The following is a 23,887-nucleotide window of genomic DNA, read 5'->3' as shown; positions in this document are numbered from 1 at the left end:
CAAGCGACGCCAGCACATCTTGTTGCAACAAGCCTTCTAGACAACGCCTGTCCACAGAACGTGGCGCCACGTTTCCGCACGGATTGCAAGTGACGCCACTCGCTAGAGCGAAACAGGCGCCAGCCAGAAAACTGCGCAAGGCCGCTGCATAGGTTCCGAACCGTGCCCTTTCCAGCACGGATTTGGAGCCGACATGAGCCCATCCACGACCCGAACCAAGTCCCCGCGCGGACGTTTGCACCTGCGGCTCGCCGCGCGCGAGGTGGCCGAGATCCAGCAGGCCACAAAGTCGGCTGGTGCCACCTCCCCAGCAGCATATTTCCTCAACCTGGTACGCCAGCAGCGTGATGTCGATGCGTTGGCCATCCAGATCGAGCGGCAGCTACAGAGCGTGGTCGAGGTCGCCATCAGTGCAGCTATCGGCCAACTGGGCGACCGGCTGGCTACTGACCTCGCCGCGCTGTCGTCCAATATTGCGAACCTGGCCACGGCGCTCGAAGAGCGCCCAACCAAGGCGCAACTTTCGTCCTTCCTTGAGCACGTCCGCGGTAAATCGACCACGAGTGGCGTGCCCTCGAACGGCGCCACGGTGGCGCCATGATTACGCTGAAAAAGATCGCCAACGCCGGCGCAGCGCTGAGCTATTACAGCGAGAAAGACGACTACTACCTCGAAGGCGGAGGCGCTCCCGCCGCCTTCTATGGGCACGGCGCAGCCGAACTCAACTTGGCTGGCCCGATGACCAGCCAGCGCCAGGCACGGGTTTTTGCGGACGTTCTGGCCAACGGCGGGGGCAAGGCGGGCCGGCACACCCCTGGCTGGGACGTGACGTTCAGTGCGCCTAAATCCGTCAGCGTGGCCGCTCTGATGGGTGGCAATGAGCGTTTGATTGCGGCGCACGAGCGCGCTGTCGCGCGGGCACTAGAGTGGATTGAGAAGCATGCCATCGTGACACGCCAGCGCGGTGCAGGCGGCGAGGGGTACGAGTGGCGCCACGGCGCCGGCATGGTGGCGGCGACCTTCCGCCACTCGACCAGCCGCGAGCAAGAGCCACAGTTGCATACACACGTAGTCATCTCTAACACCACCCGCGACCCACTCACTGGCGAATGGCGAGCCCTGGACAGCCGCGAGCTGTACCGCGCGCAGGCGGAGGCCGGCGCGATCTATGCCGGCGAGTTGGCTGCTGAAGCACGACAGCTCGGGTATGCCGTCGAATGGCGAATCAACGACAAGGGACACCCAGAAATGGAACTTGGCAGTGTCCCACAAGCCATCCGTGACCAGTTTTCCTCGCGGCGGGCGCAAACCGACGCGTGGCTCATCGCCCACGGCTTGACGCGCGAAACCGCAACGGCGGCGCAGAAGCAAGAGGCCGCGTTACAAACCCGCCGCGACAAAGAACCGGCCGACCACACCGAGCTTCGGGCACAGTGGCTCAAGCAGGCGCGGGCCATCGGCTACGAACCCACCCAGCGACCACTTCCCCTGCCGCCCGTGCGCGATCCCACCAAGGCTGCGGCTGCGGTCGTGGCAGTGCGGCAGGCTGCCGAGCATCTGGGCGAGCGCGATGCCCGCTTTTCTGTGCGCGCACTGGAACACGCGGCCCGGCTTTTCGCAGAGGGCCGTGCGAATAGTGAGCAGATCCGGGAGGCCATCGGCGACCTCGCCAAGAAAGGCGAGTTGCAGCACCGCGACGTGCAGGAACGCGCGACCGGCGGCCGTCGCACGCTAACTGCTGGCTTCACCACGCGCGCCGGCATCGAAACCGAGACGAAGATGCTTCGCTCGGCCGAAGTGCTACGAAGCCGCGCGGCAACCATCGGCGGGCCGGAAACCGCGACGGCTGGCCAACTCCATCGCGCTGCGGCTGAGGCGATCCGGCGGACTGAAATCACCAATGGCCGGGAGTTCGGCGACGAACAGCGCACCGCCACAACGTCCATCCTGACCGAAGCGAAAAGCATCCACGTACTCCACGGCCATGCCGGGACGGCGAAAACGTCCTCCGTGCTCGCGTGCGTGCGGGACGCGGCCGAGCGTGAGGGCTACTCCGTCCGAGCCATGGCGCCAACAAATGCTGCGGCCCAAAAACTTGGTGACTCCATCCAAGCCACCGGGCATTCCACGGTTGCCAGCCACCTGCACAGGGACGCGCTGCGCTCACCATTCGATTCTGACCGCGCCCCGCCCACCTCCGGCAGCAAGCGTGAGCTTTGGATCGTCGACGAAGCTGGCATGGTGTCCGCACGCGACATGCAGCGCCTGCTGTCCAAAGCTGAGCGCGAGCACGCCAGCGTCGTTCTCGTCGGCGACACTAAACAGCTCGGCTCTGTAGAGGCCGGCGAGGCCTTCGAGCAGTTGCGCTCGAAGCTCGGAAGTGCTGACCTCACCGACATCAAGCGTCAGCAAGACCCACAGCTCCGCGAAGCGGTTTATGACTCGCTTCGCGGCGAGGTGCAGGCGGCGCTGTCGAAAGTCCCAGTGATTGAGGCAAAAACCCGGGTTGAGCGGGTTGCAGAAATCACGCGGCAATACATGAGCCAGTCCTCGAAGGAGCGGGAAGAAACGCTTGTCATCGCGCCCGGCAAGGACGACCGCGAACAGATCAACGACGCGATCCGCGCCGCACGCCGCGAACGCGGCGAGCTGGGCCGCGAGGAAGTCACCATCACGGTGCTGGAAAAATCCGAACTCACCCCCGCTGCGCTCAGACAAGCCGCGCGGTACCAGCCGGGATGGATTCTCGAAGCCGACCGCAGATACGAGTTCGGGCCGATGCGTGGAGAACGCGGCGAGGTCGCGCGCATCGAAAATGGCATGGTGGTGGTGAAGCTGCAGCGCGGCCGCGGCGAGTATGAGTGGAAGTTTGACCCGCGCAAGACATCGAGCTTTCAGGTCTACTCGGGCAAACGCGAACTGGCTGTCGCCGAAGGTGACAAACTGGTTGCCAAAGCATCGCTCGACGCAGAAAAGATCCACGGCGGCGGTGACGCTGTAATCAAAACCGGAACACCCCTCGATGTCGTTGCGGTTAAAGACCGCGAAATCATCGTGCGCGATGCCGGCGGCGTCGAAATGGCCATCGCCCGGAACACCCCGCAACAGCTCGACTACGGCTACGCCCAGACCGTTCACCAGGCCCAGGGGCAAGATTACGCAAAGGCCATCGGGCACCTCGAAAGCCGCCGCGAAAATCTTTCCTCTCTGAAATCGATGTACGTCGCGCTAAGTCGCGCCCGCGAAAAATTCACGGTCGTGACCGACAACCGCGACGCGCTGGCCGCCACGCTGGAGCGCAACACCGGCCAGAAGGCCACTGCGCTGGTACGGCCGAACGAGCAAACCGTCACCGCACCGTACGAACTGGGCAAGCTCGCCGAATACCGCGAGCCGCAGGGGCCCGCGCCAACCCCGCCGGAACCTTCGACCGCGCCAACACCAGAGTCGGTGTCGGTGGCGCCGGAACCCCTGCCGGAAATCGCTGGCTCCCCAACACCCACGCCAGAGCCCGTGCCGGCGACGCCCGAACCACAACCGGAAGTCACCGACTCGCCGGCGCCCGCTCCCGAGCCGGGACATGAACCCTCGCACGATGACGGCCCCGCGTGGGGCTGATCTCCCCCGCGTGCTGAAAAAGCTGCGCAAGGCCGCCGCATAGCAGCGCGCCACCCGAACTCATTCCATCGAGGACTACCCATGTTTACCATCGACCAGATCAAAACCCACCTGCGCGCTATCCCGCTGCCGCTGCGCTTCGGCGCCGGCGGCTTCATCGTGCTGCTGCTCGTGTTGTTGCTGTTCGCCCCCGGCAGCGGCCCCGCCGGCACGAAGTTGTCACATCCGGCACCGTCCCCGCGCGTGGCTGTGCAACCCGCGCCGGTGATCGCCCCGGCGGTGGCTCACCCCATCGCCCCGATCAAGGCGCCGGTCGCACCGGCCATGGCGGCACCGACACCAACGGCCGCTTCCGCGTCCAGCCCTGCCGCCGCCATGACGACGGTCACGCCGGCATCCCTGATGCTTCCCGCCCAGGCCGAGCCTGCCAACCTGGTGCGTGGTACCAGCACGCGCATGCTGTCGGCTGCCCCAGCGAGTGCGAACTTCACGGAGGCTTTGCCTACGGATTGGACATCCGTGGCGACGGTGACCGAGCAAACACCGACGGCCAGTTGGTCAACCGCACCCGGCAAAGCCCTGCAGGCACTCGATCCGAGCAACGGCTTCGTGAGCAATACATGGACGGCGTGGATTCGGGTGGCAAATGCCGGCGCACACACCCTTGTGCTGCGACTGAACCAGGGGCCGACACGTAGCACCACGGTAACCATCGACTCGGGCGCATCGCCCGCCATCACCGCAACGCGCAACGGTTGCTCGGGCGATTGCGGCCAAGCTACCACGACGATGGCCACGGCCACGCTGGCAGCGGGGTGGCACCAAGTCACCGTGCAGGTCATCCAGAAGGCGACCGATGCAGCTACTGCCGCCGACCTCTACGTACGCGGCCCCAGCGACTCAATGCCTATCGCTGTCGTTCCGTTCGCACCGGCGGCCAAGTCAATGGCGTCGCAGGTGTCGCCATGATCGCCCAGCTCTTCCAGCGAGCCAATGCGGCCAGCCCAGTCTACGCGCTGGGCTTGGGCCTGCTGCTCTTGCTCGCGTTGCTCTCCATGTTGCCCGCGCTGCTCCCGGCGTTGCCGGTCGCCGCCGCGGGCATCGCATGGGCGATGCACAAGCACGGATTGCCGCTGCATCACTTCCTGCGCTCACGTGGTGCATGGCTGGCAGTGCTGCTCGCCGTCACCGGCTCCGCAGGCTGGTGGGCACTCGCCGACGCACGTGCCGGCGAAGCCGGCACCGCGCTCGCGCTGGGCACCGCCGCGATCACCGCCGCCTCCCTTGCTTACCTCACCATCGAGGGCCACATCATGCGTTCCATCCTTGAACTTGTCCCGGCTGGCCAGCGCGACCAGCTGGATTCCTTTCTTTCCGGGAGCGACCCTACTGCTGCCGCTGGTGGCGCAGTCGCCGACCTGTCGGGTCTCGACCCCGCTCAGGTCACCGAAGCGATCCGTCATCGCGTCGTCGGACAGGATGCGGCCGTCGACACGGCCATATCGCTGATCTTCCGTCGTGCGCGGCTTCGCCGCCCGAACAAGCCCGTTGCCACGCTGCTTTTCGTCGGCGCCACGGGCGCCGGCAAGACCGAATTGTCCAAGGCCATCGCCGATGTGATGTTCCGGCGGAACCTGATTCGCGTCGATTGTGCCGAGCTGTCGCAGCCACAAAGCACACAGCGCCTCATCGGTGCACCGCCGGGGTACATCGGCAGCGATGCCGGCGGCTGGCTGTGTCGTGAGATTGGCCGCTGTCGCACGGGAGTGATCCTTCTGGATGAGATCGAGAAGGCGCACCCGGACGTGCTCACGACCCTGATGGCTTTGCTCGACGAAGCGCGCCTCACCGAGCAAGCCACCGGAACGACTTACAGCGCGACCGGCTTTGTCATCGTGATGACCAGCAACGCCGCATGCAGCAGCATTGCCCAGGTCGTTGCCGCCACGGAGGACGGGGCGGAGCGCATCGGCCGCGTGAAGGACGAACTCAAGGCGGCCGGATTCCGGCCGGAAATCCTAGCGCGTGTGGATGCCGTGCTGCCGTTCGGTGACCTGCCTCGCAGTGCCGTCGCCGAAATCGTTGGCCTCTACCTGCTCACCTTTGCTGCCGACGTAGGGATCGAATTGCAGTGCGTCGATGCGGCTCTGCTGATCGACCTCGTGCAGCGGCGCGAGCAGGTGGCTGGTTACGGCGTACGCGAAGTCGTCCGCCTCGTCGAGGGTGCCGTCGTCGATGGCCTGCTCGATGTGCGCGACCGCGGCTACCACTCCGCGGCCGTTGCCGTGGATGGCGAGCGTGTCGTCGTCACGGGCGTGGAGTGATCGTCATGCGCCATCTCAAGCTGCAATACGAAGAAGTCATCATCGGCGCGCTGCTCGGTCTGGGGACGGCCTTGGCCGTGTCGTCGCCACTGATCCTGCTCACCCATATCCCCATGCCTTCGCTGCTCGACTTTGTTTGGCCGGTCGCTTTGCTGGCCGAAGCCCCCGACCGCTGGGCACGTCTACCTCTCGCACTGGTCAGTCTGGGCGGCCTCAGCGGCGTCGTAGTTGGCGGCTGGTTTGCTGCCGAGCAGGAGGAAGAGCAGCACCTGCGCGGTACTCGGTACGTCTCTGATCCCAGCCAGGCGGTGAGGGCGCTACGGGCCATCGAGTCCCCACGCATGTCAGAGCAGCAACGTGCACACACCGTCCGCGGCGTGACCATCGGTGGCGTGGAGTTTTCGCGCAGCCGCGAAACCGAACACGCGCTGGTGCTGGGCTTGCCGGGTGGCGGCAAAACCGCGGGGGTACTGCGCCCGCTGCTCGACCAGGTACTCGCTCGTGGCGACCGCGTGCTGCTGCACGACCCCAAGGGCGACTTCGCTACAACGCACTTCGATCCGGCTAACACTGTGCTGCTTGGCCCGTGGGATGAGCGGTCGCATATCTGGGACGGTGCAGGCGACATGGATTCACCGGCGCTCGTGGACGAGTTCGCGGCGGCCGTCTGTGGTGTGGCGGCGAATACTGGCCCGAACAGCTACTTCTACGAGGGTGCCGCCTGGATTCTTGGCGGACTCATCAAGTCAGCACTGCGCGAAGGCAAGCGCTGGACTTGGGCACATCTCGCCGACGCGTTGCTTGGTGACCCCGTGCCAATGATCCTACGCGCCGCCGAAGGCGATGCGAATGTCAAAAAGGCTATGGCGAGCCTTTTCACGCCGGGTAAAGGCGAACTTATCCCTACCGAACGGAATGTGCTCAGTACGCTTGCTAACCGCTGCCGCATGCTTCTGCAACTGGGCACGGTGGATGCCGCGCGCCCGGATGCCCAACGCTTCTCGATGCGTGGGTGGCTCACAGGCACCGCTCACACCGACATTCGCTTGGTGATACTCAATTCCAGCGCCCTGTATGCGCAGGCCTGCGAGGCTATTTGGGGGAGCATGCTGGCCACCGCCAGCGCGACCATCGTGGCGACCCTGCCCGAGCGTTCCGCCGATGAGGCGGGCCTCTGGATGATTCTCGACGAGGCACGGCAGTTGGGCGGCGGCGCGCTGGAGCGCGTCCAGACCATCGAAGAAGTCGGGCGCTCGCGTGGTGTACGCGTAGTGTTGGGCTTACAAGACGCGCAGCAGCTTGAGGCGGCTGTTGGCCGGGAGAAGGCCGGCCCCATGCTGTCCATGCAAGCCACACGGTTTTACCTTCGTTCCGCACCGACCGCGGCCGAGCAGGTCGTCAAGACCGTCGGCGATCGCGAAATCAAGCGGATCACGAACACCGCGACCGGTGGCGCGGTGCAGGGTAAGCAGATGAATTACGAGCGCGTGCCGGTGCTTACCACTTCCGACCTCACCGGGCTGCGCCTGATTCGCCGTAACGACGGCACGGCAGACATTGAGGTCGTGGTCGCCATCGAGGGCACCATCGGCAAGCTGCTCGCCAATAGCGGCGCACGCGCACCGAAGCGCGCAGAGGCATTCGTGCCTTGCGAGGCGTGGCGCGCCGGGCTACCGCCGGCGCAGCTCACGCCAGAGCCAAGCACGCCGGACACAACAGCCGCTCCCTACGACAACGACCCGCTCATCGACGAACTGCTGCAACTCACGTCCACCACGGCCGATGAAACGAGCGGCAGCGATGCCAGCGACGACGCCGACGAACCCTTCGAGTGGGATTGAGCCTGATCCGCCTCCCTTCTCCCGTCCAAACACCAGGAGTTACCCATGCGCTTCCTACTCCGCCTGTTTCTTGCTTCGCTGATTTTTGCTTTCGGCTGGGCGTTGTTCCGCGAAGTGTTACCGGTGCCGGCGGCCTGCGTGGTCGCTATCGTCCTCGCACTCGCCGAACTGGCCGCACCGGCTATCGCGCGCAGCGGCGCTGGCAACGTTGGTGGCGGCTTGCGCCTGTTTGTGCGACTCGGCGCCACGCTCATCACGTGGCCCATTGCTGCGTGGGCGCTCGGCGTTGCCGGCCTCACGGATCGCCCAGCCCGCATCGCCATCGCGGCGGCCATCGCCAGTGCCGGCGGTGTCATGGCCGCCGGCCACGGTAGCGGCAAGGACACGGCACGCTTGTGGGCCGTCGTAGCCGCCGCCGCGGTGCCGGTGTACGCATTGATGCAGGCGTTGGTCTGCGCGCCAGTCGATCCACTGGCGGTGGCGTGTGCCTGCGGTGCGGTCGCCATCGCACTGCTGGTCACGCGGCAGGCCATCGTCTGGCCCTTGGAGCACGAACGCGTGCTTGCGTTCGCTGCTGGTGCGGTCACGCTTGCCGGCGTATTCGTCGGCGCGCTGGTGATCCTGTGAGGGTGCAGCCATGTGGCATTTGATCGAATCCTCGCTGATCCACGGCCTCATTTATCGCGCGCTGTCGGCGTGCATGCTCGGCTTGGGCCTACATGGCGTCCTCGCCTTCGTCGTCGTGGGCATTCTCGGCATGGCCGTCGCCCACGTCATCACCCGCCGCCTGTTCGGCTGGCGCAGCCGGCGCCGTTGGTAACGCCGAATCTGCGCAAGATTACCGCATACGAAGGCGAGCATGAGCCCGCCCCAACCGAGAACTGACTATGGCGACCCTGACTAACATCGACCGCACACGAGCGGTTACCTTCACTCCCCACACCACTACAGACAAGCCCCCCGATGGCATGCCCAGTTGGCTGCCCTCTCAATTAACTCAAGCGGTGGCCGGTGAAGTTCTCGAAATTTCACCGCCACACGATGGGCAATGCCACTTTTTGGATTGGCTTGTCGAAACGGGCTGGGCATCCAAAGTAGAGCGTGACCTACAGTGCCTATGTGAAACCGACAAGGGCGAGCGACTTCTCACGTCGTGGATGGAGCTTGACGAGTTCGCGGCGCTAGCGGCTGATGCCACCTTCGCATCGATGATGCCTCCGATGGAGGACACCATCGCACGGTGGCGCGAGCTGGAAGTAACTGACGTCTTTTTTGACGGCTACGAGGCAGTAGGCAACAGCTAGCCAGAGACTCACGCCAAGCTTTACCACCAACGCCGGCCAGCCTCGCTCGCCGGCGTTTTTCTGTCAGACCACAAGCCAGAGCAACCCCTAACAAGGGAGGCGCCCGTTGCAAGCGGCTTTCGCGGCATAAACGGTTCCCCCACCCGCTACGCGGGCGGATCCCCCATTTATTCCACGTACCACTTGCAACAGGCTCCTCCCTTCGTTGGCCGGAAGAAAAAGGTACACGGCTGTGCCGCTGCCCTTATCCCCGCCAGTGAGGTTGCCAACATGACCACAAGCATCCGCGAAGCTCTTGCGCTAGAAATCGCCCACCACCACCAGTGTGCCCGTTCGCAGGCAGAAGTCCCCGACGAGCGCGCCGCCGCCCGTGCGGCTCACGAAGCTGCCGCGCGGGCGAAAGAGGACGGGACGCCTGCGCTCGCCGTGCTTGATGTTTTGGCCTTTGTCGGTGGTGGCGAGTGCTCTTACCAGGTGACCCACGTCGCGGGCGGCCGGGTTGCCGCCCGCCCCATCAGCAACATCGGCCGGTTCACCGGCCCCGCGGAAATCGGATTGGCCGTCGGGAAGACGACCGTCATGTTTGTCGGCTTCAACGGACAGGCCCGCGCCGCGCAACGCACCCACACCCGCGCGCAGGTGCTGCAAGCAATGGCCGAGCGGCGCACTCGGATTTTACAAGCCCGTGCTGCAGCAACTCCTTTGCCTGATTGAGGCGACCAGAACAGAACGCGCGCCGCCCGCGATGCGGGCGGCGCGAAGGGCGAAAGCCGAAAAATCTACTCGAAAGGAAACCCCTGCAATGACTTACGACCTCACTTCCCTCGCGCGCCGGGACGGCCTCAACGTCAATCTAATCGTCAGCTCGGCTGTGCTTGACTACCTCATGGCCGATGGCGACGAAACGCACCACTGGAAATGCACCTTGCGTGCCGTGTTCGGCGCCATCGAAGCCCGCGACGCCGAAGGCAACGGTACTGCCCTGGTTACGCTCTCCGGCGTACCAGCATCAATCCGCGTCTTCATCGCCCTCAGCAAACTAGAAGACGGCATCAAGGCCGTCGTCTGCTCAACAACCGAAATGCTGCGACACGCTTCGCCGGCGGGGCTGGCTACGACTGTCTAAATCGTCAAAAACTGCGCAAGCCAACTGCATCCATGTGCGGGCAACGTGCCCGCTTCTGACGGAGCAGTTCCATGCGTAGCACCTCCCTCCTTTTCGGCCTGATCGCCGGTGCGCTCCTGGCCGGATGCGCAAACCTTCCCCCCGGCCTCTCAGGCCAGTACCACAACAGCGCGGACGTCTACACGCCCACGCAGGCGCAGCAGGTACAAAACGTGCGGCTTGGCGTGGTGTTGTCCGTGCGCCATGTGAGCATCGCGGCCACGCCGACGCAGACGGCTGGCGGTTCCGTCATCGGCGCCGCGCTCGGGGGGCTACTTGGTCATCAGGTAGGCGACGGCGACGGCCGCACCATCGCCACGGTAGCCGGTGCCCTTGGCGGCGCCGTAGCTGGCAACCTCGTTGGGCAACACGCCTACCAGCAGCCCGGCCTTGAAATCAGCGTCAAGCTCGACGACGGCCATGTGGTGAGCCTCACGCAAGCCGCCGACGTCGCGCTCACTGTCGGCGAACGCGTGCAACTTATCAGCGGCGCCTATTACGGCGAGTCGTCTCGCGTGATCCCGCTGGGATCTACGCCGTGAGCCGGTCGCTGATGCTTGCGGCATGCCTCGCCACCGCCATCGCGGCGCCATCGGCGCACGCAACCGCATTCACGCTCGACCTCAACCTCGCCAGCGTTCACACCGAGCGCTGGGCGCGCGACTCGCTCAACCAACGCAATGAAGGGCTTGGCGTGACCGCCCGGCTCAGCTCGTCGTGGTCGTTGTCCACCGGCTGGTATCGCAACAGCTACCGCCGCACTAGCGCTTACGCGCTGGCCGCGTGGACACCACTGCACACCCCGTTGGGCGCATGGCACCTCGACGCTGGCGGCGAGGCAGGCCTCGTTACCGGCTATCGCCGTAGCGAGGTCACTTCGCGACCGCTCATGGGCGCCGGCCTGGTGCGCGTGGTCGCACCGCGTGGCTGGTCGCTCGACCTCTCCGTCGTCCCCAATGCGCCCGGCCGCCGCAGCGGTTTCGTTGCCGCGCAGCTTTCGCTCCCTCTCTGAACCAAGGAATCCACCATGTACGCACGCAGCTTCTTCGCCGTGGCTCTCGCAGCCGCACTCATCCTCTCCACCGGCGCACAAGCGCAGACCGCCGCCCAAACCGACGCCGGCGGCCTCATCGCCATTTGCCAGAACACCATTACCCCGAACACCTGCACGAACACCGGATCGACACAGGCCGCAGGTAACGGCGGCATCGCCATCGGTGCCGGTGCCGACTCCATGAGCGGTAACGCGCTGGCCATCGGCCCAGGCGCGGTGGGCTACGCGGATGGTGCCATTGCCATCGGCCCGACCGCGAACGCGCAGAACGATAGCGCTATTGCCATCGGCAACGGCTCCGGCGCGAACACGGGCAGCGTGTCGCTGGGCGAAGGTACGCTTTCGAGCACCTACAGCGTCTCGCTCGGCTACGGCGCGCAAACCGCGAACGGTAACGCCATCGCCATCGGCCACGGCGCGAATGCCACGACGGGTGGTGTTGCGCTGGGCGCGAATACGGTCACGGGAGATTCCAGCGTTGCCATCGGCAACGGCACGACAGCCACGTTGTTCAGCACGTCACTTGGCGGCTTCTCGACCTCCGGCGACGAGAGCGGCGCGTTTGGTTACGGCGCAAAGGCCAGTGCGCAATACAGCTTGGCGATGGGCTATCAAGCTACCGTCGCCGGCGGCAACACCGGCGGCATCGCCATCGGTGCCAGCGCGGTGACAGGCCAGTACGGCACGGCGCTGGGCTATCTGGCATCTGCTGCCGATTACGGCGTCGCCATCGGCGAAGGTGCGAGCGTGGCCAGTGGCACGGCGTCATCCGTTGCTATCGGCGCAAGTTCGACGGTGACCAGCGGCGTGTCGAACGTGGTTTCCTTCGGCAGCGCGACACTCACCCGCCGACTCATCAACATTGCGCCCGGCATCACCGGCACGGATGCGGTGAACATCACCCAGTTCGCCAGCGCCATGAACTTGATTGGTGCCGGCATCGACGCCAGTGGCAACCTGGTTTCTCCTACGTACACGATCCAGGGCGCGTCCTACCACGACATCGGCTCGGCGTTCGCGGCCGTCGATAACTCCCTGACCACGCTGGCATCGTCCAGCGGCAGCGGGGCCGCCGGCCCACAGGGGCCGCAGGGCGTAGCCGGGCCGCAAGGCCCGCAAGGGGAAAAGGGTGACACTGGCGCACAAGGCCCAGCCGGCCCGGCGGGCACAGGCGACGATGCCGACACCCTCGCGAAGGCCAAGGCCTATGCCGACCAAGGCGATGCGACAACGCTTGCAAAAGCAGATGCCAACGCCGCTGCCGGTGACGCTTCAACCCTCGCACAGGCCAACGCCTACGCCGGCCAAGGCGACGTCCGCACGCTTACGCAGGCAGAGGATTGGACGCGCGGTTACGTCGACCAGGCTGTAGGCGAGGCTTTACAGACGGCCAAGAACTACACCGACATGCGTTTCGCCCAGATCAATAATCGGCTGGATCGTCTGGGGGCCACGCAGGCAGCATCCACGTCGATGGCGTCCAATTTCGTCGGCGACAACTCGGTCGCCGCTGGCGTCGGTTTCCAAGGAGGCCACAACGCGCTGGCTGTGGGCTACCGCCACGTCACCGCAGGCGGCGTTTCGTTCTCGGTACATGGTGCCATCGCCGGCGAAGAGCACCAGCTCGGAGCGGGCGTCGGCGCATCTTGGTGACCTGGTGGTATGTGCTACAAACTCGAAACGGCATCGATTTGGTGCCGTTTCTGTGTTCGCTATCGACGGGGAGGAGCCCATCTCATTGCTATGGGTCGGACTCGGCCATTCGGAACACCCTCGGTCACGGCCGGGACTGTAAAGGCTGCCTGCGGCCAAAAGCGGACAGTCAACGCTGGAGTTGATCGGCGGCGTAGCCGTCCGCCTCGAGCGGGATGTTAGGGCGACGGGAGCGCGAACACGTGAATACCATTACTTGCTTCTCCTGCAGCGAAACACTTGAGCTCGCCGCCGAACGTTGCCTCATATATAGGTAGCTGTAGCTCAATGCCGTGATGCGCATCTGTAAGCCGGGCGTCTGGGCCTTCAACTCGGCACCATTCCTTAGTCCAGACGTTCTCGCCCTCAAAATAGCGAACAAGTTCTTGGTCGGTTGCTTCCTTCCAATTCATAGGCCTAACTATTGAATATACGGATGCGCTCGTTCGGTTATACATCCCGGGTGGCGCAACGAGATCCCTGCACAAATCATTGTTCTTGCCGAAGCTTATCTCTGCCACGTCCGGCTAACAACCGAACGCAAAGCCGAGCGAGAAGCCACACGTTGGAACGGCGGCATTGGGTCGGACTCGGCCCTTCGGAGCATCCTCGGTCGCGGCCATGGGCGCAAGGGCTGCCTGCGGCCAAGAGTGGTCGGTCAACGAGTTAAGCGGCGTCGGTACTGCGTCCGCCTTGAACGAGTTAGGCATGCGCCGACAGCAACATGCCAACAACAATGCCCACCCCTGCAAGCACGCCAACCAGCGCGGCGCCACCACCACGAGATAGCTGCCATTGGGTTTTGAGACCGATACCCAGAGCACAACCAACTGCGAGGCAAATAGAAACCCATGGTTGAAAGCTAACACCAAGCACATGTGAGAGGAGCATGGCCAAAAGTACGGCAACTAAAGCACCTACGAGTGCCCGCCCCATAGAAACGAAGAAGCGCATATCAACCTCCTTGTGCCAACGCTGGAGTTAAGCGGCGGCGTAGCCGTCCGCCTTGAACGACCTGTTAGCGCGCTGCGTTGTACGGCAACGTTTGCGGTGCGCTCGATGCGTTGGTGTGCTCCTGCCAACGTGAGACATTTACCCCGAAGACCAGAAGCCAAAGCGTCAGCGAAATTTCACCGAGGCCATCGAATGCGGTAGTGATGCGAGATAGCGAATTGGCTAGCTCGGGAGACACCAACGATGTTGTGGCGTTGGTTAGCAGCGCTAGACCGGCGACGGCCATAAGCGCGCCAATGATTCGCGGAAAAAAAGACGACCGATAAATGAGGAACCCAACCAAGAGGCAGTAGAACCCAAAGAAAAAGAAGCCGTCATCTCCACTTGCAACGCCCACGACGCTGAAGAACGCTGCAAGTAGTGAAAGGCTATTGTTGATGGGCCTGAGCAGGTCGTACAGAAGAGCGGTTACCGCAAGGTAGGCAGCGCCGGCCACGAGGTTCGCGAGGTGGCCCCAAGGATTTGAATGGCCAGCAAAGAGGCCATAGGCCCCTGTCATGATGGTGACTGCATAAAAGATGCCCGCAACCCTCGCCTTCAGGCGTCGTGATTCACTCGAGGTACCGTCCTTCATCTTTCTCTCCCTAGAAGCATCCAGACTTGAGCGCTAACGCTTGAGTTAAGCGGCGCGCGGTACGCGCGTCCGCTTTGATTTGTTATGCGACTCCCTCGAGATCACTCTGCGCCCCCGATAAGGCCTGTGTCTTGATGCCGCCCAAGGCGAGCCATCGGACCACCAATTGAAGACCAAATGAGCCGATCGATCTCCTTGTCGCTATAGCCGAGATCCCGCAGGACCGCGATCCGGTCTCGTAGAATGGCGTTGTCTTTTTCGGCGATTTGTTTTCGGATTAGTTCATTCTCAAGCATCAATCGCTCTCTTTCCGCAGCTTCACGAAATTCGCGGTCCTGTCTGCGCCGATGCCGGTCATTGAGGTACTCCCGAATTTGCTGGAGCGGATTGAATGAAGCGACAACCTCCCAGAAGCCAGGAGACTCGATGCGGACGTGTTCGAGGACAAGCCTCGCGTAGGGAGGTACAGCGTCGGCGGGCATAGGTGCTTGTCTTGCGTCGCTTGTCGCCCAGAGCGGATAACCCAGCTCTATCCAAATCTCAGGAGGGAGCAGACGCGATAAGCGCTTGGGCAGCCAACTTTGATCGAACGTATATATAGCGACATATGCTTTCTCGAGATCTGAAAGGAATTCCGTGATCTCGCTAATGGTGCCGCCGCGCTCCCCGATGATCCTCAAACTCCCACGTTCGTCAGGCATTTGACCCTCCTCTTGCAATCAGCTCGCACGCCGTGGCGCATAACGCTGGAGTCAAGCGGCGCGCGGTACGCGCGTCCGCTTGGATGAGGTGTTAGGCTGGCCAGAGTACTCGCCAGCCTGCCTCTTGGAAGTAGCTTTGAAGCGCAGCTTCATTTGGCACCCAGTCGTCGAAAGCGAAGTTACCGTTTGGGCCATCTGAGCCGTCCCACCATTCGTAGATTAGGAAGCTACCGGTGTTGGCGGAGTCGCTGGAAACCTTGACTTTATGCGAAGGCTTGTCGCTGTTGGCGATCGATCCAGTGACTTCCAGTGGGATGTTCATCAGAGGCCTAACTAATGAATATACGGACGCGCTTGTCCGGTTATACATCCCCGGCGGCGCAACGAGATCCCTGCGCAACTCATTGTTGTTGCTGAAGCTTAGCTCTGCCACGTCCGGCTAACAACCGCACGCAAAACCGGACAGAGAGGCGCGGCCTTGGACCGGCGGCTTTGGGCCGGTTGCTGCCGGTCGGTTACGCCCGGCCGCCCCCTCAGCCGCTGGTCAACTCGTTGGCGATGCCGGTCAAGTTCTGTGCGAGCCTTCTTCAACTATATCGACAACGCATGGTCAGTTCGCAGGCAATACGACCGCGCGCGCGATCAACCCAGCTTTTTCGCTAAGTCTTCTGCACGTGGATGGTAGTAGCGCAGCACCATGCGCATATCGCGGTGGCCAGTTACCTTAGCCAGTTCGTGTGCCTGCAGTCGATCCGCGAGGCGTGACGTCGCTTCGTGGCGCAAGTCGTGGAAGCGTAGATTTTCAAGGCCGGCACGACGTGCGGCGCGCTGAAAGGCTTCCGACACGCTTCCCCGGTGCAGACCGAACACTCGGCCATCTATCCGACGCGGCAAGGTACGCAGCGTGTCCACCGCGCGTGAAGACAACGGCACCGTGCGCGGAAAGCCGTTCTTTGTCTTCGGCAGATGCGCCGTTTGCTTGTCTAGGTCGACATGCTTCCAGCGCAAATCCACCAGCTCACCCCGTCGCATCGCCGTTTCGACGGCTAGCCGGACAAAGACCCCTAGCTCGCGCGAGCGGGTGGTTGAGCAGATTGCAGCAATCTCATCATCGCTCACGCGGCGCTCGCGGGCATTGTCGACACGCGGCAGCGTGACAGCCTTGATTGGGTTTGCGAGCGATTCCATTCCCCAGTCGGTACGGGCAACGTTGAAAACGCGCGAGATGACCATCAGGCGCCGCACCACGGTTGCTGGAGCGAGCCCCACCTTCAACCACGCATCCCGCACCATCGCCACGTCCGCTCCACGCACTCGGGCCATGGCTAGCTTTGCCAGTGGCTCACGACGGATCACGTTGACGTGCCAGCGTTCGTTCTCGGGATCCGACAGGCGCGGAAGACACTCCCGTATGTAGCGATCAATGCATTGCGCCATCGTGGTGCGCTCCGCTTCAGATGAGTCCCTCCAGACGCCGCGTTCGATCTCGCTTTCCTTTTTGCGCGCCCAACGCACCGCGTCCTGCTTGCTCGCGAATGTGCGTGACATTGGCGGCCCATCGGCTCGCCTCACCCTGACTTGCCACCTACCCGACTTGCGCTGTGTGAAGGATGCCATCGACCTTTCCTGCGTAGAGCGGGCAAGTCGCCCGCAGTGATATGCGGAGGCCTTGCGCAGAAACGGAAATTGGCACCGTGATGTCCCCGCCGCCTCTTAGTCTCGCGGGAGCCCTTGTGCCGCAAGGCCTCTAAGGCCATGACTTTTTGCCTGTACTATGCGGTGCTCGAAAAGCGCTGATCCGCTCGCATCGCGCTGCGCAGGAAACTTCCCATGTCCGCTGTCTCCCAAGCCACGCCGCAGGAACGCCGCCGTTTCTGGCTGCTGCTGCTGATCGCGCTGGTGATCCTCGGCGCGGGCATCGGCCTGCGCGACCCATGGCCCTCCGACGAGCCGCGCTTCACGCTGGTGGCGAAGCAGATGGTGGAGAGCGGCGACTGGCTGTTCCCGCACCGCGGCAGCGAACTGTACGCGGACAAGCCGCCGATGCTGATGTGGATGGAGGCCGCCAGCTTCGAGCTGGTGCGCTGGTGGCGGCTGGCGTTCATGCTGCCATCGCTGCTGGCGGGGCTGGGCACGCTGCTGCTGGTCTACGACCTCGGCCGGCGGCTGTGGAACCGGCGCACCGGCCTGTACGCCGCGGGCGGCCTGCTGCTGGCGTTCCAGTTCGTCTATCAGAGCCAGCGCGCGCAGATCGACCCGCTGGTGATGTTCTTCATCACCGCGGCGAACTGGGGCCTGCTGCGGCACCTGCTCGCCCCGCCCGATGCCGGCGGCGCGGCTACCACGCACTGGCCGCTGTACTGGCTGGGCTGCTTCTGCGCGGGGCTGGGCGTGATCACCAAGGGCGTGGGTTTTCTGGCGCTGCTGATGCTGCTTCCCTACGCCTGGGCCGCGTGGCGCGGCTGGGACGGCGTGGTGCGTCCGGGCCGCGGCGCCTGGTGGCGCTGGTGGCTGGGGCTGGCGGCGGCGCTGGCGGCGATCGCGCTGTGGCTGGTGCCGATGCTGCTCGCCGCGCATGCGCGCGCCGGCGATCCCGCCTATGCGGCCTACGTCCACGACATCCTGTTCAAGCAGACCGCGAAGCGCTACGCCGACGCCTGGCACCACATCCACGCGTGGTGGTACTACATCCCGATACTGCTGTTCAGCTGGCTGCCGCTGTCGCTGCTCTACCCCGGCTGCCTGCCGCGCTGGCGGCAGGCGCTGAAGCAGCGCGATGCGCGCGTGCTGCTGCTGCTGGGCTGGGTGGTGCTGGTGCTGCTGTTCTTCAGCGCGTCGCCGGGCAAGCGCGACGTGTACATCCTGCCGGCGCTGCCGATGCTGGCGCTGGCCTGCGCGCCGTTCGCGGAGGAACTGCTGCCGAAACGCTGGCTGCGCGTGGCGGGTCTCGCGTTCATCGCCGTGCTGGGCGGAGCGATGCTGGCGCTGGGCGGCTACGCACTGCTGTCGCATGCACCCAAGGTGGCGCAGTTTGCCGCCAAGCACGACCTCGCCGATGGCGGTGCCGCGCTGTGGTGGATGTGCGTGGTGCTGGGTACGGCGCAGCTGGCCCTGGTCGCCGCGCTGCGCGTGCGGCGCGCGGTGTGGGCGGTGTGCGGTGGCATGGCCGCGCTGTGGCTGGCGTGGGGCTGCTGGGCAGTGCCTCTGCTCAATCCCTCCAGCTCCGCCTCCGCCCTGATGGCCGAGGTGCGCGGCCATCTCGCCCCGGGCGACCAGCTCGGCCTGGTGGCGTGGACCGAGCAGAACCTGCTGATGCTCGATCGCCCCGCCGTCGACTTCGGCTTCAAGCAGCCCTACCACCTGCAGTTCGCCCGCGCGGTGCAGTGGCAGGCCGAGGCGCCGGCCACGCGCTGGCTGTTCGTGCAGCAGCCGGCGATGGACGACTGCGTGGACCGCGCCAACGCGATCTACCTCGGCCACGCCAACCAGCGCGACTGGTGGATGTTCAAGGCCGGCGCGGTGGTGCCGGGCTGCCTGCCCGGTGCCAAGGTGGATGAATTGCCGGACGGCGACCCGGACGCGGGGCGGTGACGACGGCACCGCGCATCCAGCTGCTGGCACGCGACAACAGCGCGGGTCTGAGCCGCGACATGGTCCTGCTCGCCGCTGCCCTGAACGAGGCTGGCGCATCGGTGCGGGTAACCGGGCTGCCGCATCGCGGCCGCTTTGCCGAATGGCTGACACGCCTGCGGCTGGCCTGGAGCCAACCCGCATTCGACATCAACCTGATGCTGGAACGGGTGCGTCCCGAATTCGCCCGTGCCGCGCGTCACAACGTGCTGGTGCCCAACCCCGAGTACTTCCGCGCACAGGATCATGCGGCGCTGGATCGCATCGACACGGTGTGGACCAAGACCCGCCATGCCGGGCGACTGTTCGAGGCGCTGGGCAAGCCCGTGCGCCACATCGGCTTCACCAGCCCGGACCGTCTCGATCCTGCGGTGCCGCGCCGGCACGCGTTCTTCCACGGCCCCGGCCGCAGCAACAACAAGGGCACGGCGGCACTGCTGCAGCTGTGGGCCGCGCATCCGGAATGGCCCATGCTCACCGTGGCATGGCGACGCAAGCGGGTGGCGCTGGACCCACTGCCGGCCAACGTGCGGCTGATCCGCGAGCACCTCGACGACGATGCCTACCGCCGCCTGCAGAACGAGCACCGCTTCCACCTGTGCCCCTCGCAGACGGAAGGCTACGGTCACTACCTGGTCGAGGCGATGAGCTGCGGCGCCGTGGTGGTGACACTGGACGCCGAGCCGATGAACGAGCTGGTGACCGCCGAACGCGGCGTGCCGGTGCCGGCGCAGGCCACCGGCACGCAGGACCTGGCCACGCTGTACGGCTTCCGCGCCGAGGACATGGCGCGCGCGATCGAACGCTGCGTGGCGATGCCCGAAGACGAAGCCGGCATGCTGGGTGGAGCCGCCCGCGCCTGGTACGAGGCCGAGCGCGCCGCGTTTCCCGCCCGCCTGCGTGCTGCACTCGACGCTGTCTAGCTAGTCGTCCGAACGCCCGGGCTCCGCGAATTCGGCGAGGTGGCCGTCGATGCCGCGCCCGCAGCGCACGATGCCTTCGGTGCGGGTGGCGTGGAACAGGCGGTTGTTCGGCAGGCTGAGGTCGTCCACGTCGGGCTGGGCGCGCGAGTCGTGCCACAGGTGCACCGCCAGCGCGGCCCACTTGAGCGCGCGGCGGCGCAGGCCGGCGTTCTCCAGTCGCGCCACCAGTTCGCGATCCTCCGCGCCGTAGCCTTCCATGCGCTCGTCGAAGCCGTTCACGCGCAGCAGGTCGTCGCGCCAGAAGCTCATGTTGCAGCTCATCACCCGGCCACCGTGCTTCGAACGGGACTTCCAGCGCGCCAGCCGCGGCTGGCGGAACGCGTACAGGCGCCTGGTGCCGTCGAATTCGTGGAAGTCCGCGCGCGCCCACGGCGCGAACACCGGCCGCGCGCCCGCCAGCAGGCGGGCCGTCTCCTCGCGCGTGGCCTTGATGCGTCCGCCCTGCAGGAAGAAACCGCGCTCGGCGAGCATCAGGTGATCGGCCACGAACCGCGGATGCAGCAGCATGTCGCCGTCGAGCAGGATCACGTAGTCGCCGCGGCTGGCGGCGATGCCGCGGTTGCGCGCGCGCGCGGCACGGAAGCCGCGGTCCTCCTGCCACACGTGGCGCAGCGGCACCGGGAAGTCGCGCGCCATGCGTTCGACGAGTTCGCGCGTCTCCGCGCCCGAACCGTCGTCGGCCACGATCACTTCGTCGGGCAGGCGTGTCTGCGCGGCGAGGCTGGCCAGCACGCGCCCGAGCGCCTCCGGCCAGTTGTAGGTGAGCACGACGACGCTGACCTGCATGGCGGGCTCAGCTTCCGCGCAGGCCGCGGCGGAGGATGGACAACGCGCGCTCGATGCGTTTCCACCACGGCGAGGGCCCGCGCAGCGCGATGCCGGCGTAGCGGCGCGCCTCGGCCCAGTCGGGGCGCTCGCGGGTCTTGAATTCGGCGCGCGCCAGGTCGAGCGCATGCGCATCGAGGTGCATGCGCTGCGCGTAGAAGTTGATCAGGCAGCGCGAGCGAAACTGTGGCGCGAACTCGCGCATGCGCGCCTGCTCGTGCCACCAGCCGTTGCGGCCGTGGATGCGGTAGTCCACGTTGCCGGTGGGCAGGTAGTACTTGCGTGCGCCGAGGATGCTGGCGCCGAACACCAGGCAGTTGTCGGCGCTGATGCGCCAGTTCGTGGCGAACTCCGACGGCAGGTCCAGCACGCGTGCAGCCAGCCCGCGGCGCAGCGCCAGCGCCGAGGTGGGCGCGCCGTACCAGCGCGCGTATACCCAGGTACCGAGCACGGTGCAGCCGAGGTCCATCGCTTCCTTCGCGTAGCCCAGCGTGCCCGACTCGTTGCCGACCAGGCGCACGTCAGAGAACACGAAGTCGACGTCCCTGCGCGCGGCGAACACCTCGGCAAGCTGGCGCAGGTAGTCCGGCCCCCAGCGGTCGTCGGCGTCGAGGAAACACACCACCTCGCCGCGGGCGGCGGCGAGGCCGCGCTGGAACGCGGCGAGCTGGCCGCCGTTCTCGCCGCAGAGCAGCTTCACCCGTGCGTCGTGGCCATAGCGTTCGCGCAGGTAGTCGGGCGAACCGTCGGTGGAACCGTCGTCCACCACGATCACTTCCAGCGGCGCGTGGCCCTGCGCCAGCGCGCCGTCCACCGCCTCGGCCACGAAGTCGCGGTAGTTGTAGTTGGTGACGACGACCGAGAACGCGGGCGCGGCGTCCACCTCAGGCCTCCAGCAGCCGGCGGAAGTAGGCGATGGTTTCCTTCAGGCCGTCCTCCAGCGCCACCTTCGGCTGCCAGCCGAGCTGCGCCTGTGCCAGCGCGATGTCGGGCTGGCGCTGGCGCGGGTCGTCGGCAGGCAGCGGGCGGAACACCAGCTTCGACTTGCCGCCCGCCAGCGCCAGCACCTTCTCCGCCAGCGCCAGCATGGTGAACTCGCCAGGGTTGCCGATGTTCACCGGGCCGGTGAAGCCGTGCGGCGATTCCATCATGCGCACGAAGGCCTCGATCAGGTCGTCGACGTAGCAGAAGCTGCGCGTCTGGCTGCCGTCGCCGTAGATGGTGATGTCCTCGCCCTTCAGCGCCTGCACGATGAAGTTGCTCACCACGCGGCCGTCGTTCGGATGCATGCGCGGGCCGTAGGTGTTGAAGATGCGCACCACCTTGATGTCCAGGTCGTGCTGGCGGTGGTAGTCGAAGAACAGCGTCTCGGCGCAGCGCTTGCCCTCGTCGTAGCAGGAGCGGAAGCCGATCGGGTTGACCCGGCCCCAGTACTCCTCGCGCTGCGGGTGCACCTCGGGGTCGCCGTACACCTCGCTGGTGGAGGCCTGCAGGATGCGCGCCTTCACGCGCTTGGCCAGGCCCAGCATGTTGATCGCGCCGTGCACCGAGGTCTTGGTGGTCTGCACCGGGTCGTGCTGGTAGTGCACCGGCGAGGCCGGGCAGGCCAGGTTGAAGATGCGCTCCACCTCCACGTACAGCGGGAAGGTGACGTCGTGGCGCATCAGCTCGAAGTACGGGTGGTCCAGCAGATGCGCCACGTTGCGCTTGCTGCCGGTGAAGAAGTTGTCCACGCACAGCACGTCGTGGCCGTCGGCCAGCAGGCGGTCGCACAGGTGCGAGCCGAGGAAGCCGGCGCCGCCGGTCACCAGTACCTTGCGCATCAGTCGTCGTTCCGCAACGCGAGGCGGCTAGTGTAAGCGAGCCGCGCCCGCCGCACGGCGGCGCGCGTCGACTTCCAGCCACAGCGCCAGCGCCAGCGGCAGCCACACCAGCAGCCAGCCGGGACGCGGGCTGTCCAGCAGCTGCGGCATGTCGAACTGCAACACCACGCTGGCGTACAGCCACAACGCCAGCACCAGGCGTCCCGTCGGCGACTGGCGATGTCGCCAGCCCAGCCACGCCGTCGTCAGCCACAGCGCGAGCAGCAGCAGCAGACCGGGCACGCCCAGCTCGATCAGGGTCTGGGTCAGCACGTTGTGGCTGTGCGTGTAATCCGCCCCGGCCACGGTCAGCTTGAACGGCGCGTTCTGGCCCAGGCCCAGCCACGGATGCTGCGCGATCAGGTGCAGGGACTGCACGAACAGTTGCGGCCGCAGTGACGCGCCACGTTCCAGCAGTGCCTGCAGCGGCCAGATGCTGCAGGCCAGCATCGCGGCCAGCGCCACGCCGGCCAGCCAGCGGGCGGCGCGGCCGTCACACCACAACGGCGCCGCCACCGCGCACAGGGCCAGCGCCAGCCATACGCTGCGCGAGCCGGTCAGTGCGATGAAGGTCAGCAGCACGAACAACGCCAGGCAGCGCCACGCCCGGCCGCCGTGGCCAGCTACCGGCAGCAGCACCAGCCAGAGGCAGGCCGCGCCCATCACCGCCGCGGCGTAATTCGCGGTCGCGATCACGCCTTCGCCCGCGATGCGTCCCCCCGCCGGCGGCTGCCGCAGGTAGTGCACGCAGTAGAAGCCGGCGAACAGGGCGATGCCCAGGCCGGCCAGCAGCAGCAGGCGATGGCCGCGCCGTTCGTCGTCGCCCAGCCAGACCGGCCAGGCCAGCACGAAGGCCAGCACGCTCAACAGGCGGCCGAACTCGTCACCGAGATGCCGCGCTTGCGCCCACAGCAGGGACAGCGCAGCCCAGCCGAGCAGCAGCAGGAAGATCCTGAACGCCGGCAACGGCAGCAGCTCCTTCCAGGTTCCGGCCCGCCGGGTAAGCGCAAGGCACCAGGCCGGCAGGTACAACAGCGCGATCAGGCTGCCCTGGTACAGCCTGCCCGGATTGAACGACACGCCCGACGGCATGGCGACCAGGCCGAGCATCATCCACACCAGGCCGATGCCCAGCACGGCCTGCCAGAACGCACGACGGCGAATGAACGGCGGCTCGGCATCCGCATCCATCCCGGCGACCGGCCGGGACACGGTCGACGCGCCCTGCATCAATGGAATGTTGTGTTTCTCGTGACCCATGGAGCCTTCGGATGTGGCCAATCGCCACCGCATTCCCTTG

General features: G+C 65.6%; 24 protein-coding genes. 15 read left to right on the top strand and 9 right to left on the bottom strand.

Translation table 11 applies throughout. From position 1 onward, the window contains the following. Positions 1 to 193: 193 nt before the first annotated feature. The 13 genes from ACQGNW_RS04655 (at position 194) to ACQGNW_RS04595 (ending at position 12,959) form a co-directional block, all read left to right on the top strand. On the top strand, positions 194 to 601 hold the full coding sequence (locus ACQGNW_RS04655) for a hypothetical protein (protein WP_426661948.1): 408 nt from the start codon (positions 194 to 196) through the stop codon (positions 599 to 601). Continuing rightward, on the top strand, positions 598 to 3,618 hold the full coding sequence (gene mobF, locus ACQGNW_RS04650; RefSeq protein WP_426661947.1) for a MobF family relaxase: 3,021 nt from the start codon (positions 598 to 600) through the stop codon (positions 3,616 to 3,618). The genes ACQGNW_RS04655 and mobF overlap by 4 nt, the downstream gene beginning before the upstream one ends. An 81-nt stretch (positions 3,619 to 3,699) precedes the next feature. Next, the gene (locus ACQGNW_RS04645) at positions 3,700 to 4,587 is read left to right on the top strand and encodes a hypothetical protein (RefSeq protein WP_426661946.1); all 888 of its coding nucleotides are present in this window, start codon (positions 3,700 to 3,702) and stop codon (positions 4,585 to 4,587) included. Beyond that, positions 4,584 to 5,942, top strand: coding sequence for an AAA family ATPase (locus ACQGNW_RS04640; protein WP_426661945.1), 1,359 nt, complete (start codon positions 4,584 to 4,586; stop codon positions 5,940 to 5,942). Before ACQGNW_RS04645 ends, ACQGNW_RS04640 begins: the two co-directional genes overlap by 4 nt. Positions 5,943 to 5,947: 5 nt before the next feature. Next, on the top strand, positions 5,948 to 7,783 hold the full coding sequence (locus tag ACQGNW_RS04635; RefSeq protein ID WP_426661944.1) for a type IV secretion system DNA-binding domain-containing protein: 1,836 nt from the start codon (positions 5,948 to 5,950) through the stop codon (positions 7,781 to 7,783). A 45-nt stretch (positions 7,784 to 7,828) separates the two neighbouring features. After that, positions 7,829 to 8,410 carry a hypothetical protein gene (locus ACQGNW_RS04630; protein WP_426661943.1) on the top strand — a complete coding sequence of 194 codons (582 nt, stop codon included), beginning with the start codon at positions 7,829 to 7,831 and terminating at the stop codon, positions 8,408 to 8,410. Positions 8,411 to 8,420: 10 nt separating this feature from the next. After that, entirely contained in the window at positions 8,421 to 8,603 is a 183-nt protein-coding gene (locus ACQGNW_RS04625) for a hypothetical protein (RefSeq protein WP_426661942.1), read from the top strand. A 67-nt stretch (positions 8,604 to 8,670) separates the two neighbouring features. After that, complete coding sequence (locus ACQGNW_RS04620) at positions 8,671 to 9,087, top strand: hypothetical protein (protein ID WP_426661941.1); 417 nt, start codon at positions 8,671 to 8,673, stop codon at positions 9,085 to 9,087. A 270-nt stretch (positions 9,088 to 9,357) separates the two neighbouring features. After that, positions 9,358 to 9,801, top strand: a complete 444-nt coding sequence (locus ACQGNW_RS04615; protein WP_426661940.1) for a hypothetical protein — start codon at positions 9,358 to 9,360, stop codon at positions 9,799 to 9,801. Positions 9,802 to 9,889: 88 nt separating this feature from the next. Then, on the top strand, positions 9,890 to 10,213 hold the full coding sequence (locus ACQGNW_RS04610) for a hypothetical protein (RefSeq protein ID WP_426661939.1): 324 nt from the start codon (positions 9,890 to 9,892) through the stop codon (positions 10,211 to 10,213). A gap of 71 nt (positions 10,214 to 10,284) precedes the next feature. Then, positions 10,285 to 10,794 carry an outer membrane lipoprotein gene (locus tag ACQGNW_RS04605; protein WP_426661938.1) on the top strand — a complete coding sequence of 170 codons (510 nt, stop codon included), beginning with the start codon at positions 10,285 to 10,287 and terminating at the stop codon, positions 10,792 to 10,794. Then, a complete protein-coding gene (locus ACQGNW_RS04600) occupies positions 10,791 to 11,264 on the top strand; it encodes a hypothetical protein (RefSeq protein WP_426661937.1) in 474 nt (157 codons plus the stop codon). Before ACQGNW_RS04605 ends, ACQGNW_RS04600 begins: the two co-directional genes overlap by 4 nt. Positions 11,265 to 11,279: 15 nt before the next feature. Continuing rightward, positions 11,280 to 12,959 (top strand): hypothetical protein, encoded by a 1,680-nt coding sequence (locus tag ACQGNW_RS04595; protein WP_426661936.1) that lies wholly within the window; start codon positions 11,280 to 11,282, stop codon positions 12,957 to 12,959. 741 nt (positions 12,960 to 13,700) lie between these two features. Here ACQGNW_RS04595 and ACQGNW_RS04590 read toward each other — a convergent pair. From ACQGNW_RS04590 to ACQGNW_RS04570, 5 genes are all read right to left on the bottom strand, one after another. Then, entirely contained in the window at positions 13,701 to 13,952 is a 252-nt protein-coding gene (locus ACQGNW_RS04590; RefSeq protein WP_426661935.1) for a hypothetical protein, read from the bottom strand. A gap of 64 nt (positions 13,953 to 14,016) precedes the next feature. Continuing rightward, positions 14,017 to 14,586, bottom strand: coding sequence for a DUF4386 domain-containing protein (locus tag ACQGNW_RS04585; RefSeq protein ID WP_426661934.1), 570 nt, complete (start codon positions 14,584 to 14,586; stop codon positions 14,017 to 14,019). A gap of 101 nt (positions 14,587 to 14,687) precedes the next feature. After that, entirely contained in the window at positions 14,688 to 15,287 is a 600-nt protein-coding gene (locus tag ACQGNW_RS04580; protein ID WP_426661933.1) for a hypothetical protein, read from the bottom strand. A 91-nt stretch (positions 15,288 to 15,378) separates the two neighbouring features. Then, positions 15,379 to 15,609: a hypothetical protein gene (locus ACQGNW_RS04575; protein ID WP_426661932.1), complete on the bottom strand. Its 231-nt coding sequence runs from the start codon at positions 15,607 to 15,609 to the stop codon at positions 15,379 to 15,381. Positions 15,610 to 15,929: 320 nt separating this feature from the next. Next, complete coding sequence (locus ACQGNW_RS04570) at positions 15,930 to 16,835, bottom strand: site-specific integrase (protein WP_426661931.1); 906 nt, start codon at positions 16,833 to 16,835, stop codon at positions 15,930 to 15,932. 282 nt (positions 16,836 to 17,117) lie between these two features. On the opposite strand from ACQGNW_RS04570, the gene ACQGNW_RS04565 reads away from it, so the two are divergent. Then, positions 17,118 to 18,878 carry an ArnT family glycosyltransferase gene (locus ACQGNW_RS04565; RefSeq protein WP_426661930.1) on the top strand — a complete coding sequence of 587 codons (1,761 nt, stop codon included), beginning with the start codon at positions 17,118 to 17,120 and terminating at the stop codon, positions 18,876 to 18,878. Beyond that, on the top strand, positions 18,875 to 19,840 hold the full coding sequence (locus ACQGNW_RS04560; RefSeq protein ID WP_426661929.1) for a glycosyltransferase: 966 nt from the start codon (positions 18,875 to 18,877) through the stop codon (positions 19,838 to 19,840). The genes ACQGNW_RS04565 and ACQGNW_RS04560 overlap by 4 nt, the downstream gene beginning before the upstream one ends. Here ACQGNW_RS04560 and ACQGNW_RS04555 read toward each other — a convergent pair whose 3' ends face one another. The 4 genes from ACQGNW_RS04555 to ACQGNW_RS04540 are packed head-to-tail and all read right to left on the bottom strand — an operon-like array spanning position 19,841 to position 23,847. Then, entirely contained in the window at positions 19,841 to 20,686 is an 846-nt protein-coding gene (locus ACQGNW_RS04555) for a glycosyltransferase family 2 protein (RefSeq protein WP_426661928.1), read from the bottom strand. Positions 20,687 to 20,693: 7 nt separating this feature from the next. After that, positions 20,694 to 21,608, bottom strand: coding sequence for a glycosyltransferase family 2 protein (locus ACQGNW_RS04550; protein WP_426661927.1), 915 nt, complete (start codon positions 21,606 to 21,608; stop codon positions 20,694 to 20,696). A gap of 1 nt (position 21,609) precedes the next feature. After that, a complete protein-coding gene (locus tag ACQGNW_RS04545; protein WP_426661926.1) occupies positions 21,610 to 22,548 on the bottom strand; it encodes a UDP-glucuronic acid decarboxylase family protein in 939 nt (312 codons plus the stop codon). A 27-nt stretch (positions 22,549 to 22,575) separates the two neighbouring features. Then, complete coding sequence (locus tag ACQGNW_RS04540; protein WP_426661925.1) at positions 22,576 to 23,847, bottom strand: O-antigen ligase family protein; 1,272 nt, start codon at positions 23,845 to 23,847, stop codon at positions 22,576 to 22,578. Positions 23,848 to 23,887 lie beyond the last annotated feature (40 nt).

The sequence above is a fragment of the Rhodanobacter aciditrophus genome, assembly GCF_050026795.1.
GTDB lineage: Bacteria > Pseudomonadota > Gammaproteobacteria > Xanthomonadales > Rhodanobacteraceae > Rhodanobacter_A.
The sequence above is the reverse complement of the archived record's forward strand: the minus strand, read 5'-3'. Positions and strand labels throughout refer to the sequence as shown.